Source organism: Vibrio sp. STUT-A11, from assembly GCF_026000435.1.
GTDB lineage: Bacteria > Pseudomonadota > Gammaproteobacteria > Enterobacterales > Vibrionaceae > Vibrio.
Genome location: NZ_AP026763.1, coordinates 245,606 through 258,969 on the forward strand (window position 1 = coordinate 245,606; position 13,364 = coordinate 258,969).

Below are 13,364 nucleotides of genomic sequence, written 5' to 3' on the forward strand. Positions count from 1 at the left end.
AAAATCGGACGTAAAAATCGAATATCGACCGGGTATACAAAGCTTGTGGGGAGTGACTATGCTTGTTGGACAGGTTTGCTGACAGAGACACGTTGCTCGCTAAACTTGTAAGATAGCAACAATAAATCGCAAACAATATTTGATCTTAACCTACAGTTTTGGTTAAAAAGTGTAGTAAAATTACGCTAGTTTTGTTTCAAGGTTAGATGGGGCAGAGAAGCCCTACGCCAAAAAGTTACTAAATTTGATGAGGTCATCACTATGTCAGCTAAGAAGCCATTGGCTCTAGTTATCCTTGACGGTTACGGTTACCGTGAAGACACAGCAAGTAACGCAATTGCAAATGCGAAAACGCCAGTAATGGATGCATTGATTGCGAACAACCCAAATACTCTAATCTCTGCTTCAGGCATGGATGTTGGCCTTCCTGATGGTCAAATGGGTAACTCAGAAGTTGGTCACACTAACATTGGCGCAGGTCGCGTTGTATACCAAGACCTAACTCGTATTACTAAATCTATCGCTGACGGCGAATTCGCAGAAACGCCAGCGTTGGTTGAAGCTATCGATGCCGCTGTAAAAGCTGAGAAAGCCGTACACATCATGGGTCTGATGTCTCCAGGTGGCGTACACTCTCACGAAGATCACATCTACGCAGCGGTTGAAATGGCTGCAGCTCGTGGCGCAGAGAAAATCTACCTACACTGCTTCCTGGATGGCCGTGATACGCCACCTCGTAGCGCAGAAAACTCGCTACAACGTTTCCAAGATCTATTCGCGAAACTAGGTAAAGGCCGAGTTGCTTCTCTAGTGGGCCGTTACTACGCAATGGACCGTGACAACAACTGGGAACGTGTTCAGGTAGCTTACGATCTTCTGACTCAAGCGAAAGCAGAGTTCACCGCTGAAACTGCAGTAGCTGGCTTGGCAGCGGCTTACGCTCGTGAAGAAAATGATGAGTTCGTGAAAGCGACAGCAATCAAAGCGGAAGGCGAAGAAGACGCAATCATGCAAGATGGCGATGCAGTTATCTTTATGAACTACCGTGCAGACCGCGCACGTCAAATCACACGCGCATTCGTACCTGAATTTGATGGCTTTGAGCGCGAAGCATTCCCAACACTTCACTTTGTGATGCTGACTCAATACGCAGCGGATATCCCACTAGCAATCGCGTTCCCACCTACGTCTCTAGAGAACACGTACGGTGAGTGGTTGTCTAAGCAAGGTCAAACTCAGCTACGTATCTCTGAAACCGAGAAATACGCTCACGTTACCTTCTTCTTCAACGGCGGTGTTGAAAGCGAATTTGACGGAGAAGAGCGTCAACTTGTTGCTTCTCCAAAAGTTGCTACTTACGACCTTCAACCAGAAATGAGCTCTCCAGAGCTAACAGAGAAGCTGGTAGCGGCTATTAAATCTGGTAAGTACGACACTATCATCTGTAACTACCCGAACGCAGATATGGTTGGTCACACTGGCGTTTACGAAGCGGCTGAAAAAGCGATCGAAGCGCTAGACGAAAGCGTAGGCAAAGTGGTTGAAGCTATCAAAGAAGCGGGCGGCCAGCTACTTATCACGGCTGACCACGGTAACGCAGAAATGATGGTTGACCCAGAAACTGGCGGTACTCACACTGCACACACAAACCTACCAGTACCTCTAATCTACGTAGGTGACAAAGCGGTTGAGTTTAAAGACGGCGGTAAACTGTCTGATCTTGCGCCAACTATGCTTTCTCTTGCTGGCCTGGAAATTCCTGCAGAAATGTCTGGTGATATTCTGGTTAAGTAATTAACGGAAATGCAGAATGATAAAAGCCCGAGTTGATCTCGGGCTTTTTTGTTTCTGATGTTCTTTGAACTCTAGTGGACCAAAATTCCTGCTCCAATCACTGCGAGAGCAGCGCCTAGCCAGGCAAATCTATTTGGTCTGCGCTTGGTATAAATCCAGAGCAGTGGTAGTAGCATGATTGGTGTGGTAGAGGACAGTAACGCGACCATGCCTACATTTCCCTCACGAAGCGCGTAAAGAATCAGTGTCATACCAACCGCCATGGCGAGAAAACCGTTCAGAGCGGTAATGCCAAAAACACGCCACGTAATATGTTGTGTCGGTCTGGCGACTTTGACTCCGACGAAAAGCAATAAGCAGTGAGCAATAAAAGCGCTGATCATACGAATCGCCGATGCAGCAACAGGATCAACGCTGGTTTGCATCACTGGTTTGGCAATGATGCCACTAAGCGCCTGACACATTGCAGCAGTGAGCCCTAATCCTACCCCTAGCCAGATATTGCCTTTGACCTCTTCTAAAACGTTATTCGTTTGCCCGCGTCGGCCAAAGAAAATGGCCATTACGACCCCACTGAATACCAGCGCTGAGCCGAGCAATTCCGTATTGGTCATGCTTTCACTAAACAGGAAATAGCCAAGGATGGTTGAGAACACAGCATGACAGGAGAACAGCAACCCTGCTTGCCTTGGCCCCATACGATTCATACAGGCAAACAGAGCAGTATCACCAATGAAGATACCAATTAAGCCTGAAGCCATCATTGGTGTGATGTGCTCCATCGACACACTTAGCCAGCCACCCGTCACCCAAGCCATGGTCGTAAGTATTACCGCTGTACACCCCATACGCCAACGGCTATAAGCGAAAGCGCCCAAATGCTGCGCCGGAATGACGGAAATTAAGCTAGAGATCGCCCACAAAAAAGCAGCACAAAGTGCCAGCCATTCATAACCCATGATTGAGTAAAGTCCTGTTGGTTCGGGAGGGAGCACTAATATGCATTAAATTGTATCGATGTAAAAGAACAAGTTAGCGGCAAAGAAAAAGCCGCTCAATTCACCTCGTCATTCTGAACAGCGAGGCACGAGCGTGATTCAGAATCTACTTTTAGAGCGCTTTGTTGCTGAGACAATTCCTAAAACTTTTCAAAGCGCTGATATTAGATTCCTAGTCTCACTAAGGCTCGCTGGAATGACCCATAAGGGGCATTCCAGCGATTGACATTTGCTCGATGAACTGTTTTTTATCATAAAAATGAAGAGCTTCGATTGCGTGATAATGCAGTCAAACCTCATGGCTAAAACAGAATAAGCACGGCACCATAAACAATAAACAAGCCGACCAATCCAAGGATAAGGCCGACTTTCGCCATGTCTTTACTTTCTATCAAGCCTGTCGAGTAAGCCAGTGAGTTTGGTGGTGTAGATACAGGTAAAATCATGCCGAGTGATGCTGAGAAGGCGACCACGACCAACAGACCCTGGAGCCCCCCAATAGAAGCCAAGCTTGGCATGGATGCACCAATCGCGGCAGCAATTGGCATCAACAAGTTAGCTGTCGCGGTGTTAGACATAAAGTTTGCCATTAGCCAACAGACAACCGATAGCGCGAGCACAACCGCAAATGGAGAGAGTGACTCGTAGTCTATCGCATGGGCTAAGGCTTCAGCTAAGCCGGTTTTATCCAGTGCAATACCAATCGCAATACCACCAGCTACCAGCCAAAGCACGTCCCAGTTAATGAGTTTCAGCTCTTCTTTGCCCATGATGCCAGTTAAGGTGAAGATCGCCAGTGGGATAATCGCGACCACATAGGTGTTCATGCCGTGGGCTTGGGTTGTCATCCATAGCAGAATCGTCATTGCAAACGTCACGTAGACCACATAGGCACGCCAACTTCTCTTGAACGTCCCATCCAGTTTGAGTTTCATCTCTGCCTCGCTAGAAGGGAAAAGCTTTTGCAGTAAGAACCAGGCAAGGGTGAGTTGTATTAGTACAAACGGCAGGCCCATCATCATCCAGCTCAGGAAGTCAATGGTGTTTTCACCGGTGAGATACTGCAGGGCAATGGCATTGGGTGGCGTACCGATAGGCGTTGCGATACCACCAGTGTTTGCTGCGATCGGGATACATAACACCAGTGCTTTAATGCCTAAGTCGCCTTTTGGCGCAGAAGCGACGATCGGGCCTAATAAAGCCAGCATCATCACCGTTGTCGCGGTATTAGACATAAACATAGAGAATACGGCCGTGATCAGCATCAGGCCAAGCATGATGAATTTAGGTTGCGTGCCAAATGGTTTGAGCAGAACACGTGCAAGGTTGTTGTCGAGATCGTACTTTGAGGCAGCAATGGCGAGTGCAAAACCACCCATGAAGAGAATGATGATCGGTGATGAGAAAGCGGAAAAAATGTCGGTGTAGGCGATCAGTTCGCCAAGATCGTGACCAGCTGGCGGTGCTCGAAAGAGATGTAATCCTTTATCGGAGATCATGATAAGTTCAAGGGCGATGATCAGGATGGAGGTGGCGAAAACGGGCACGGGTTCCAGTACCCAAAGCAGGGCTGCAAGAAGAAAAATAGCCAGTAGACGATGTTGAATTAAAGTCAGATCATCAATAGGAATGGCGTCGATCGGCATCATTAACACACCGATTGGAATCAAAAAACACACCAGCAATTTAACCAGTGTACTCGCACTCATCTTTGGCATTGGTCGCCCCTTTAAATAGTCACTCCATTGCACAGAGTAATTGATCGTGCTTTTAAGTACTTAGAGGCAGGTATGAGTTTGAAAATGTTAGGCTAAATTTCGAACAGAGTTTTGTTTTTTATCAATAAAAAAGCCTCCGAATGTGGAGGCTATTGAAATCATTGATTTTACAGGGAAGGTTGCTGTTTGTGAGCGTAAGGAGTGCCCATTACCGTTGTCTTGCCATTTTCCATGCTTTCATCGAAGGCGATGGTATCTTTCGCGAACAAGTTGATAACAGTTGAGCCCAGCTTAAAGCGACCCATCTCTTCGCCTTTTTTAAGGATTACCGCTTTGTTACCTTCCGCTGGGTAGTCCCACTTGTAAACGGTATTGCCGCGAGGAGGCGTAATAGTACCAGCCCAAACTTGCTCAATACTGCCTACGATGGTTGCACCAACCAGAACCTGAGCCATTGGGCCAAACTCGGTATCGAAAATACAAACGACGCGCTCATTACGTGCAAATAGGTTTGGTACGTTTTCCGCTGTAAGAGGGTTTACTGAGAACAGATCGCCCGGCACGTAAATCATTTGACGTAGTGTACCGTCGCATGGCATGTGCACACGGTGGTAATCACGAGGTGACAGGTACAGTGTTGCAAATGAGCCGTCTTGGAACTCTTCTGCCAGCTTTGCATCACCGCCAAGCAGTTCCTGAGCCGAAAAGTAGTGACCTTTTGCCTGGATCAATTGACCATTTTCAATCGGGCCAAATTGACTGACACAAGCATCCGCAGGATGAGTGATCACCGCTTCGTCTTCAGTAATCGGACGTGCGCCTTGTTTAAGTTCACGAACAAAAAACTCGTTGAACGTTTTAAAGTGCTTAGGGTCGGAGTACTTCGCCTCGTCCATGTTGACATTGTATTGTTTGATAAACCAGCGAATGACTGCTGTTGTCAGACCGCCAGCTTTTGCTGAAGCCAGTTTACCCATCAGGCGGGTTAAGCCATGTTGTGGGATCCAGTACTGCAGTCCAACTTTAATCTTGTCCATCTTTAATTCCGATACTTCTGTTAGATACACGCGTTAGGGCGCGTGATGTTACTGAAATTTAATTTACTTGTCAGTATCCGGTGAAGAATTATTACACAGTTGCAGCGACAATCCGGTTACAGATCCGCTTTCTTATTGCGTGAATATTGACGGTTTGCCTTATTCTCCACCATGCTTTCGAGGATTCGATGATAGTTTTCAAATCGAACTTCACTGATTTCACCTTTCTCTACGGCTTCACGCAGAATACAGCCAGGGTCATCATTGTGTTTACAGTCTCGGAATTTACAGCCGCCAAGATATGGACGGAATTCAACAAATGCTTTGGTCACTTCCTCGGCCTCTAAATGCCATAGACCAAACTCACGCACCCCTGGAGAGTCAATCAGATCACCACCGGTAGGAATATGGTACAGACGCGCAGCCGTCGTGGTGTGCTGGCCTAATCCTGAGTTTTCAGAAACTTCGCCTTCTTCCACTTCTTGATCGAGTTCTGGCATGAGTGCGTTGACGAGGCTGGATTTACCCACACCAGATTGACCAACAAAGATATTGATACGATCACGCAATTGAGCTTCCAGTTCCTCGATGCCTTCGCCAGACTTTTTACTGACAAACATCACCTTGTAGCCAATGCGTTGGTACTCTTTGAGCCACTCTTCGTACATTGCACGATCGTCAGCTTCGAGCAGATCGACTTTGTTAAGAACCAATAAAGGCGCAATGCTGAGTGTCTCTGCCGCAACCAGGTAACGGTCGATGATATTAAGTGAAAGTTCAGGCAATACGGAAGAAACGATCACCATTTGGTCAATGTTCGCCGCAACAGGTTTTAGTCCATCGTAGTAGTCCGGGCGAGTCAGCATTGAAGTGCGAGGCTCAACGGCTTCCACAACACCAGAAATTCCGGCCATTGATTCCAGGCCTTCGCGCCATAATACTCGGTCTCCAGAAACCAGAGATTCGACACCGCGACGAAGATTACAGCGTTGAACTTGTCCCGTTTCTAAGTCTTCGATATCAGCATGTTGGCCAAAACGGGTGATCACTAAGCCCTGTTTACTCGCGCCTAGCATGGCCTCATCCCATTGGATGGACTCATCTTGTTTCTTCAAACGTTTCTGTTGGTTGTTACGAACGCGTCGTACCTGACCTTTGGTTAACTTTTTCTTTTTCGCCACAATTTTGTACTTAATATGAGTTAACTCAAGCTATTGAGCTCGCTACCGGCTCAAGTTAGTGAGTATCGTGTTTCAAGTAATTTGAGGTATAGTACCTTTTTTATCGATAAACAAATAGGCGGCGTAACCATGTCCTTTAGCGATCAAAACCTGATATGGGTTGATTTAGAGATGACGGGGCTCGATCCTGAAACGCACAAAATCATAGAAATTGCTTCTATTGTCACCGATAGCGAATTAAATATTCTGGCTGAAGGGCCGGTACTTGCTGTCCATCAGCCAGATGATGAACTGGCTAAAATGGATGACTGGTGCACCAATACACATACGGCAAGTGGTTTGGTTGAGCGTGTCCGTAATAGCAAAACTTCTGAACAAGATGCGGTCGCTCAAACTATTGCGTTTCTGGAGCAATGGGTGCCGAAGGGGGCTTCACCAATTTGTGGTAACAGCATTGGCCAGGATCGTCGCTTCCTTTACAAGCACATGCCAGAGCTGGAAGAATACTTTCACTACCGTTATTTGGATGTCAGCACGCTGAAAGAGCTTACTCGTCGATGGAAACCAGAAGTGCTGGATGGTTTTTCTAAACAAGGTACACATTTGGCTTTAGATGACATTCGTGAGTCTATTGCTGAACTGAAGTACTACCGCGAGACAATCTTTAAGATTTAATTGTTAAGGCTGCGATCTAAATAGTTGTCATTCATGGTTGTTTTGCTTGCTTTTTCATCATTCAGTAAAAAATTAAAGTTTTTTTGAAGGAAGGACTTGCATCACAAAAAAATGCTCTTATAATTCGCAGCCCTGAACAACGGAAACGTTGTTGATGCGACACTAGCTCAGTTGGTAGAGCGCAACCTTGCCAAGGTTGAGGTCACGAGTTCGAACCTCGTGTGTCGCTCCAGCTTCAAAGTTCTCACGGTACTTTAAACGGTGACACAATACGGACGCGGGGTGGAGCAGCTTGGTAGCTCGTCGGGCTCATAACCCGAAGGTCGTCGGTTCAAATCCGGCCCCCGCAACCAAATTCAAGACAGTTTGATTGTTATTTATCATAACCCTCAGGCCGTCGACGGATGCGCCGCCCGGATCAAATTCCGGCCCCCGCAACCAAATTTAGATTAAACGCATTAGCGGTTAGTCATGCGACACTAGCTCAGTTGGTAGAGCGCAACCTTGCCAAGGTTGAGGTCACGAGTTCGAACCTCGTGTGTCGCTCCAATTTGAAAAGCTGTCATCATGCTTTGAATGGTGATTATGGACGCGGGATGGAGCAGCCTGGTAGCTCGTCGGGCTCATAACCCGAAGGTCGTCGGTTCAAATCCGGCTCCCGCAACCAAATTTAGATTAAACGCATTAGCGGTTAGTCATGCGACACTAGCTCAGTTGGTAGAGCGCAACCTTGCCAAGGTTGAGGTCACGAGTTCGAACCTCGTGTGTCGCTCCAGATTCAAAGTTCTCACGGTACTTTAAACGGTGACACAATACGGACGCGGGGTGGAGCAGCTTGGTAGCTCGTCGGGCTCATAACCCGAAGGTCGTCGGTTCAAATCCGGCCCCCGCAACCAAATTTAGATTGAACGCAATAGCGGTTAATCATGCGACACTAGCTCAGTTGGTAGAGCGCAACCTTGCCAAGGTTGAGGTCACGAGTTCGAACCTCGTGTGTCGCTCCAGATTCAAAGTTCTCACGGTACTTTAAACGGTGACACAATACGGACGCGGGGTGGAGCAGCTTGGTAGCTCGTCGGGCTCATAACCCGAAGGTCGTCGGTTCAAATCCGGCCCCCGCAACCAAATTTAGATTGAACGCAATAGCGGTTAATCATGCGACACTAGCTCAGTTGGTAGAGCGCAACCTTGCCAAGGTTGAGGTCACGAGTTCGAACCTCGTGTGTCGCTCCACTTTCTTTTAAATAGAGAGTAATAGCCCTCATTGTGCTTAACAGTGACAAAATGCGACACTAGCTCAGTTGGTAGAGCGCAACCTTGCCAAGGTTGAGGTCACGAGTTCGAACCTCGTGTGTCGCTCCACTTTTTCTTTAAGTGGAAAGCCTAGCCCTAACCGTGCTTAACGGTGATGAATACGACACTAGCTCAGTTTATTGAGCACTACCTTACCAAGGTTGAGGTCACGCCTTTCTGTTTATGAATAGGGAACCTCGTGTGTCGCTGCACTTTTTGTTAAGTGGAAAGTATATAGCGCTCATCATGCTTTGAATGATGATTACGGACGCGGGGTGGAGCAGCTTGGTAGCTCGTCGGGCTCATAACCCGAAGGTCGTCGGTTCAAATCCGGCCCCCGCAACCAAATTCAAGATAGTCTGATTGTTAGTTATCATAACCCTCAGGCCGTCGACGGATGCGCCGCCCGGTTTAAATCCGGCCCCCGCAACCAAATTCAAGACAGTCTGATTGTTATTTATCATAACCCTCAGGCCGTCGACGGATGCGCCGCTCGGATCAAATCCAGCCCCCGCAACCAATCCACATCGCTCTTTTCATCATGCTGTGAAGCATAACCCCCCTAAAATAAATTTTAATCCGCATTATATAATGTCGGACTTTTTCGTTTGTGTTGAAAACGTAATATGAATCTGCAGACACAAGAGTGCTCTGGTATGCAGAGGGTTGTACTACCTTTCATTAACAGACTTATCCACATACAGCGTTCTGTGGATAACTTGGTTGATAAAGTGTTTTTAGCTTGACATTATTTGTTAGTAAACGAAGATCTTTTCTTTTTAAACTGTTTTTATAGTGGCTTATTTTTAATTTAAACCACTGTTAAATAAAGAAAAAATGGAATAATGCATAGATCCTGGCTGTTGAAATACGATCATTACATTGCGTTTTTTTGATCCTAGTCATTTACTGGGATTGTGTTTAACTTTTTTTTTCAACCTCTTTTTTATCGAATCTCAAATTTTTTTCCACATTACAAAATTGAGAACGAGGTCATGAATTGCGTACGTAAAAAGCATTTCAATCTTTTGCATATAGACTACGCCTTATGCATCTCTCGGTAAGCCTTTCTCTACAATTCTGATTAAACGGTTTTTCTTCGTTTCAACTGACTCAGTCTCATTGACCGGAGTTTGGTTCAGCTGCTGATCCAATGCCCAGATAATATGTTCATCGAGTAAGTCGCTTTCTCCCTGACGAGAGGCAAGCGCATCAATGACACGTTGACTGTATTCTGCATTGCCAAGTGCGACAGCAATATTACGCAGCCATTGTAAGTGACCAATTCGGCGAATCGCGGAGCCTTCCATGTTCTTTAAGAAAGTTGCTTCATCCCAACCAAAAATATTGACTAAATCTGGGTGTTGAAAACTATCACGGCGGTGAAAGTCTTCTTGCTCGGTGATATCTGCATACCGGTTCCATGGACACACCAGTTGGCAATCATCACAGCCATATATTCGGTTACCCATTGGTTTTCGGAATTCTTCTGGAATGATGCCATCGAACTCGATGGTCAGATAAGAGATACAACGTCGCGCATCCACCACTTTGTCTTCTACAATTGCTTGAGTCGGACATGAGGTAATACACGCTTTGCATTTTCCGCATTGGTCGACACTTGGCTGATCAACTGGCAATGGTAAATCAACCAGTAACTCGCCGAGAAAGAACCAAGACCCACACTCTTTATCTAAGATCAGAGAATGTTTCCCGGTCCAACCTAGCCCTGCTTTTTGAGCCAGTGGTCGCTCTAATATCGGGGCTGAATCAACAAACGGGCGGTAGCCAAACTTACCAACTTCTTCTTCGATTAATTTTCCAAGCTTATTGAGCTGTTTTCTGACTAGTTTGTGATAGTCACGTCCTAAGGCATAGCGACTGATATAGGCGTGGTTTTTATTGGCAAGGTTAGATGCAAATTGTGCTTCTGGTGGTAGGTAATCCATACGTGCACTGATAACACGCACGGTACCCGGTAGTAATTCATGTGGCCTCGCACGCATCATGCCATGGCGAGCCATCCAATCCATAGAACCATGATAGCCAGCATCCAGCCAATGTTGCAGTGCGGCTTCATGTTCACTTAGGTCAACGTCGCAGATCCCTACTTTTTGAAAGCCGAGTTCTTTTCCCCAAATTTTAATTTGCTGTGCGAGTTGTTCGTAGTTCATGGTTACCACCGAGATAAATGGGGGGCGGATCTTAACGGATCTCTTGTATTGGTTCTAGCGTAAAGTCGAACTTATAAAAATACGATAAATAGTGATATTTATAATGGAACCTTTTGCAATCTACTGCTTTCTTATATTGGAGAGCTAAACTCATATTGCTTGAAGTAGAGTGCTGACAAATAAGATACCGTTTTGTGGCTACTTTTTTCGCACATATGACATTTGAAAGCTTGTCTATCAAAACCAACACAGTTTACTATTCCTGTTCTTTTGATTTTTATATAGTCAACGATCATTAGTAAGAGAAGCATTAATGAGCACGAAACAATTTAATTTAAAAGATGAGCACGAAACGGTAGCACTGGGCACCGCTCTGGCTCAGCTTTGTTCTCAACAAACGACAATTTATCTGCATGGTGATTTGGGCGCAGGTAAAACAACTTTTAGTCGTGGCTTTGTCCGTGCTCTTGGGCATCAGGGAAATGTAAAAAGCCCAACTTATACTTTGGTTGAACCTTACCAACTGGATAAGTGGCAGGTTTACCATTTTGACCTTTACCGTCTTGCCGATCCTGAAGAGTTAGAATTCATGGGGATTCGAGACTATTTCACTGATGATGCGATTTGTTTAGTTGAATGGCCGGAAAAGGGGCAAGGCTTATTGCCTGAGCCAGATCTTGATGTGAACATCCGCTACCAAGGTGAAGCGCGTATCGCTGAACTAATCGCGAATAATGCTTATGGTGTGCAGTTACTCAGTCGATTGGAGCTATGTTGAGTTTTTCAAATTTTAGAGTAGTGGCGACGTTTGTCGCCACTTTTCTCCTTATCATCCCCAGTTTAGCGTTTGCTAACGTCGTTAAAAGCTTTCGAGTTTGGCCTTCACCAGATGAGACTCGTGTTGTCATCGATTTAGGCTCGGAAGCAGATTACTCCTACTTTTCATTGTCTGGGCCGGATAGACTGGTTGTGGATTTGAAAGACGTTACGATGCAAGCGAAATTACCAGTAACGGTCTCCGATAGCCCGGTTTTGACAAGGGTACGAAAAAGCTCACCTCCGGAAACTGGCACTTATCGTTTGGTCTTTGAGCTGAAAAAAAGTGTTCAAGCCGAGCTGTTCAAATTGAGCCCGACTCCAGGCGGACAATATGGCCATCGTTTGGTGATCGATCTTCCGCATGGTAAGAAAACGGCGACAGCCGCTGCTAAGTCAGAACAAAAAACCACAACCAGTAAAGACATGAGCTCCGTGCAGCGAGCTCAAGAGGTGTTGATTGTTATCGACCCTGGTCATGGCGGTGAAGATCCGGGATCAATTGGTCCGTCTCGTCGTAAATATGAAAAAGACGCAGTATTGAGTATTTCTCGTAAGATTGCTGCCCAGCTTAACGCGACACCTGGAATCAAGACTCGATTGACTCGTACCGGAGACTATTTTGTCAACCTTAACCGACGTGTTGCAATTGCACGAGAGAATGATGCTCACCTGCTGATTTCAATTCACGCGGATGCATTCACCTCTCCAAAACCTCGCGGAGGTTCAGTGTTCGTACTTAATACACGTCGTGCGAATACGGAAATTGCCCGTTGGGTAGAGAACCATGAAAGGCAGTCTGAACTTTTAGGCGGATCTGGCAACGCTTTTGTCAGCAATACCAAAGACCGTAACGTCAACCAAACTTTGCTGGATCTGCAGTTTAGTCATTCACAGAAAGAAGGTTATAAGCTGGCAACAGAAATTCTTGGTGGAATGGGGCGTGTCGCTCACCTGCATAACAAGAAACCTATCAATACCAGCTTGGCCGTGTTGCGCTCTCCGCAAATCCCATCGGTATTAGTCGAAACAGGTTTTATCTCAAACCCAACTGAAGAGAAATTGTTGTTCCAGCGTGCACACCAAGACAAGTTAGCACAGTCGATATCTAAAGCGGTGGTCAAGTATCTGAAGGATAACCCGCCAGAAGGTACGGTATTCTCACCTTCATCGAAGCCGATGGTGCATACTGTTAAGCGCGGTGAATCTTTATCGGTGATTGCGAATAAATACGGGACAAGTTCGAAAGCGTTGATGACTGAGAATAACTTGAAATCAACCGGCTTAGCGATAGGTCAGAAACTGCGAATTCCGTCTGCTGGTAGCATTAAAGTACCAAGCAAGCCGATCACAGTTGAGACTGAAACGATCACTCACACCGTTAAATCGGGAGAGTTCTTAGGTAAGATTGCCAATCATTACAAAGTGAAAGTTTCTGATATCCGCCGCGAAAATAATCTCAAATCGGATACGTTGTGGGTAGGTCAGAAGTTGAAGGTGACGGTTGCGGTGAAAGACAAGCCGATCCGTAAACATAAAGTCTCACGTGGTGAGTACCTTGGTAAGATCGCATCGAAGTACGGTGTGAGCGTGCAGAGCATTCGTGAAGCGAATAACTTACGCTCAGATGAACTCGCCGTAGGACAAGTGTTGATAATTCCGAACAAGTAAGTGAGCT

9 protein-coding genes and 11 tRNA genes are annotated in these 13,364 nt (G+C 46.2%); 15 read left to right on the plus strand and 5 right to left on the minus strand.

The features are described from left to right. Nucleotides 1-261 precede the first annotated feature (261 nt). Entirely contained in the window at nucleotides 262-1,794 is a 1,533-nt protein-coding gene (gene gpmM / locus OO774_RS01145; protein WP_264904021.1) for a 2,3-bisphosphoglycerate-independent phosphoglycerate mutase, read from the plus strand. A 71-nt stretch (nucleotides 1,795-1,865) separates the two neighbouring features. Here gpmM and OO774_RS01150 read toward each other — a convergent pair whose 3' ends face one another. The 4 genes from OO774_RS01150 to rsgA form a co-directional block, all read right to left on the minus strand. Beyond that, complete coding sequence (locus OO774_RS01150) at nucleotides 1,866-2,753, minus strand: DMT family transporter (protein WP_264904023.1); 888 nt, start codon at nucleotides 2,751-2,753, stop codon at nucleotides 1,866-1,868. Nucleotides 2,754-3,094: 341 nt separating this feature from the next. Then, nucleotides 3,095-4,510 (minus strand): SLC13 family permease, encoded by a 1,416-nt coding sequence (locus tag OO774_RS01155; protein ID WP_264904025.1) that lies wholly within the window; start codon nucleotides 4,508-4,510, stop codon nucleotides 3,095-3,097. Between the two features lie 167 nt (nucleotides 4,511-4,677). After that, nucleotides 4,678-5,547: an archaetidylserine decarboxylase gene (gene asd, locus OO774_RS01160; RefSeq protein ID WP_264904028.1), complete on the minus strand. Its 870-nt coding sequence runs from the start codon at nucleotides 5,545-5,547 to the stop codon at nucleotides 4,678-4,680. Between the two features lie 116 nt (nucleotides 5,548-5,663). Beyond that, nucleotides 5,664-6,728, minus strand: a complete 1,065-nt coding sequence (gene rsgA, locus OO774_RS01165) for a small ribosomal subunit biogenesis GTPase RsgA (protein WP_264904031.1) — start codon at nucleotides 6,726-6,728, stop codon at nucleotides 5,664-5,666. Between the two features lie 129 nt (nucleotides 6,729-6,857). Here rsgA and orn point away from each other — a divergent pair, with 129 nt between their 5' ends. The 12 genes from orn (at nucleotide 6,858) to OO774_RS01225 (ending at nucleotide 9,042) form a co-directional block, all read left to right on the plus strand. Continuing rightward, the gene (gene orn, locus OO774_RS01170) at nucleotides 6,858-7,403 is read left to right on the plus strand and encodes an oligoribonuclease (RefSeq protein ID WP_264904033.1); all 546 of its coding nucleotides are present in this window, start codon (nucleotides 6,858-6,860) and stop codon (nucleotides 7,401-7,403) included. 156 nt (nucleotides 7,404-7,559) lie between these two features. After that, a tRNA-Gly gene (locus OO774_RS01175) sits at nucleotides 7,560-7,635 on the plus strand. A 44-nt stretch (nucleotides 7,636-7,679) separates the two neighbouring features. Then, nucleotides 7,680-7,756 (plus strand) — tRNA-Met (locus tag OO774_RS01180). 120 nt (nucleotides 7,757-7,876) lie between these two features. Further along, nucleotides 7,877-7,952: transfer RNA gene (locus OO774_RS01185), tRNA-Gly, on the plus strand. A 41-nt stretch (nucleotides 7,953-7,993) separates the two neighbouring features. Beyond that, nucleotides 7,994-8,070, plus strand: a tRNA-Met gene (locus tag OO774_RS01190). 32 nt (nucleotides 8,071-8,102) lie between these two features. Then, nucleotides 8,103-8,178: transfer RNA gene (locus tag OO774_RS01195), tRNA-Gly, on the plus strand. A 44-nt stretch (nucleotides 8,179-8,222) separates the two neighbouring features. Then, a tRNA-Met gene (locus OO774_RS01200) sits at nucleotides 8,223-8,299 on the plus strand. Between the two features lie 32 nt (nucleotides 8,300-8,331). Further along, nucleotides 8,332-8,407: transfer RNA gene (locus OO774_RS01205), tRNA-Gly, on the plus strand. Between the two features lie 44 nt (nucleotides 8,408-8,451). Further along, nucleotides 8,452-8,528, plus strand: a tRNA-Met gene (locus tag OO774_RS01210). Between the two features lie 32 nt (nucleotides 8,529-8,560). Beyond that, nucleotides 8,561-8,636: transfer RNA gene (locus OO774_RS01215), tRNA-Gly, on the plus strand. Nucleotides 8,637-8,689: 53 nt separating this feature from the next. Then, nucleotides 8,690-8,765: transfer RNA gene (locus OO774_RS01220), tRNA-Gly, on the plus strand. 200 nt (nucleotides 8,766-8,965) lie between these two features. After that, nucleotides 8,966-9,042 (plus strand) — tRNA-Met (locus OO774_RS01225). 700 nt (nucleotides 9,043-9,742) lie between these two features. Here OO774_RS01225 and queG read toward each other — a convergent pair. Then, a complete protein-coding gene (queG, locus tag OO774_RS01230) occupies nucleotides 9,743-10,870 on the minus strand; it encodes a tRNA epoxyqueuosine(34) reductase QueG (RefSeq protein ID WP_264904034.1) in 1,128 nt (375 codons plus the stop codon). Between the two features lie 313 nt (nucleotides 10,871-11,183). Here queG and tsaE point away from each other — a divergent pair, with 313 nt between their 5' ends. Beyond that, the gene (tsaE, locus tag OO774_RS01235; RefSeq protein ID WP_264904035.1) at nucleotides 11,184-11,648 is read left to right on the plus strand and encodes a tRNA (adenosine(37)-N6)-threonylcarbamoyltransferase complex ATPase subunit type 1 TsaE; all 465 of its coding nucleotides are present in this window, start codon (nucleotides 11,184-11,186) and stop codon (nucleotides 11,646-11,648) included. After that, nucleotides 11,642-13,357 (plus strand): LysM peptidoglycan-binding domain-containing protein, encoded by a 1,716-nt coding sequence (locus OO774_RS01240; protein WP_264904037.1) that lies wholly within the window; start codon nucleotides 11,642-11,644, stop codon nucleotides 13,355-13,357. The genes tsaE and OO774_RS01240 overlap by 7 nt, the downstream gene beginning before the upstream one ends. Nucleotides 13,358-13,364: the final 7 nt, after the last annotated feature.

What these genes read in the sequence shown, in the direction of transcription:
- gpmM (WP_264904021.1), top strand. Translation starts at nt 262, where the DNA reads ATGTCAGCTAAGAAGCCATTGGCTCTAGTTATCCTTGACGGTTACGGT.
- OO774_RS01150 (WP_264904023.1), bottom strand. Translation starts at nt 2,753, where the DNA reads ATGGGTTATGAATGGCTGGCACTTTGTGCTGCTTTTTTGTGGGCGATC.
- OO774_RS01155 (WP_264904025.1), bottom strand. Translation starts at nt 4,510, where the DNA reads ATGCCAAAGATGAGTGCGAGTACACTGGTTAAATTGCTGGTGTGTTTT.
- asd (WP_264904028.1), bottom strand. Translation starts at nt 5,547, where the DNA reads ATGGACAAGATTAAAGTTGGACTGCAGTACTGGATCCCACAACATGGC.
- orn (WP_264904033.1), top strand. Translation starts at nt 6,858, where the DNA reads ATGTCCTTTAGCGATCAAAACCTGATATGGGTTGATTTAGAGATGACG.
- queG (WP_264904034.1), bottom strand. Translation starts at nt 10,870, where the DNA reads ATGAACTACGAACAACTCGCACAGCAAATTAAAATTTGGGGAAAAGAA.
- tsaE (WP_264904035.1), top strand. Translation starts at nt 11,184, where the DNA reads ATGAGCACGAAACAATTTAATTTAAAAGATGAGCACGAAACGGTAGCA.
- OO774_RS01240 (WP_264904037.1), top strand. Translation starts at nt 11,642, where the DNA reads ATGTTGAGTTTTTCAAATTTTAGAGTAGTGGCGACGTTTGTCGCCACT.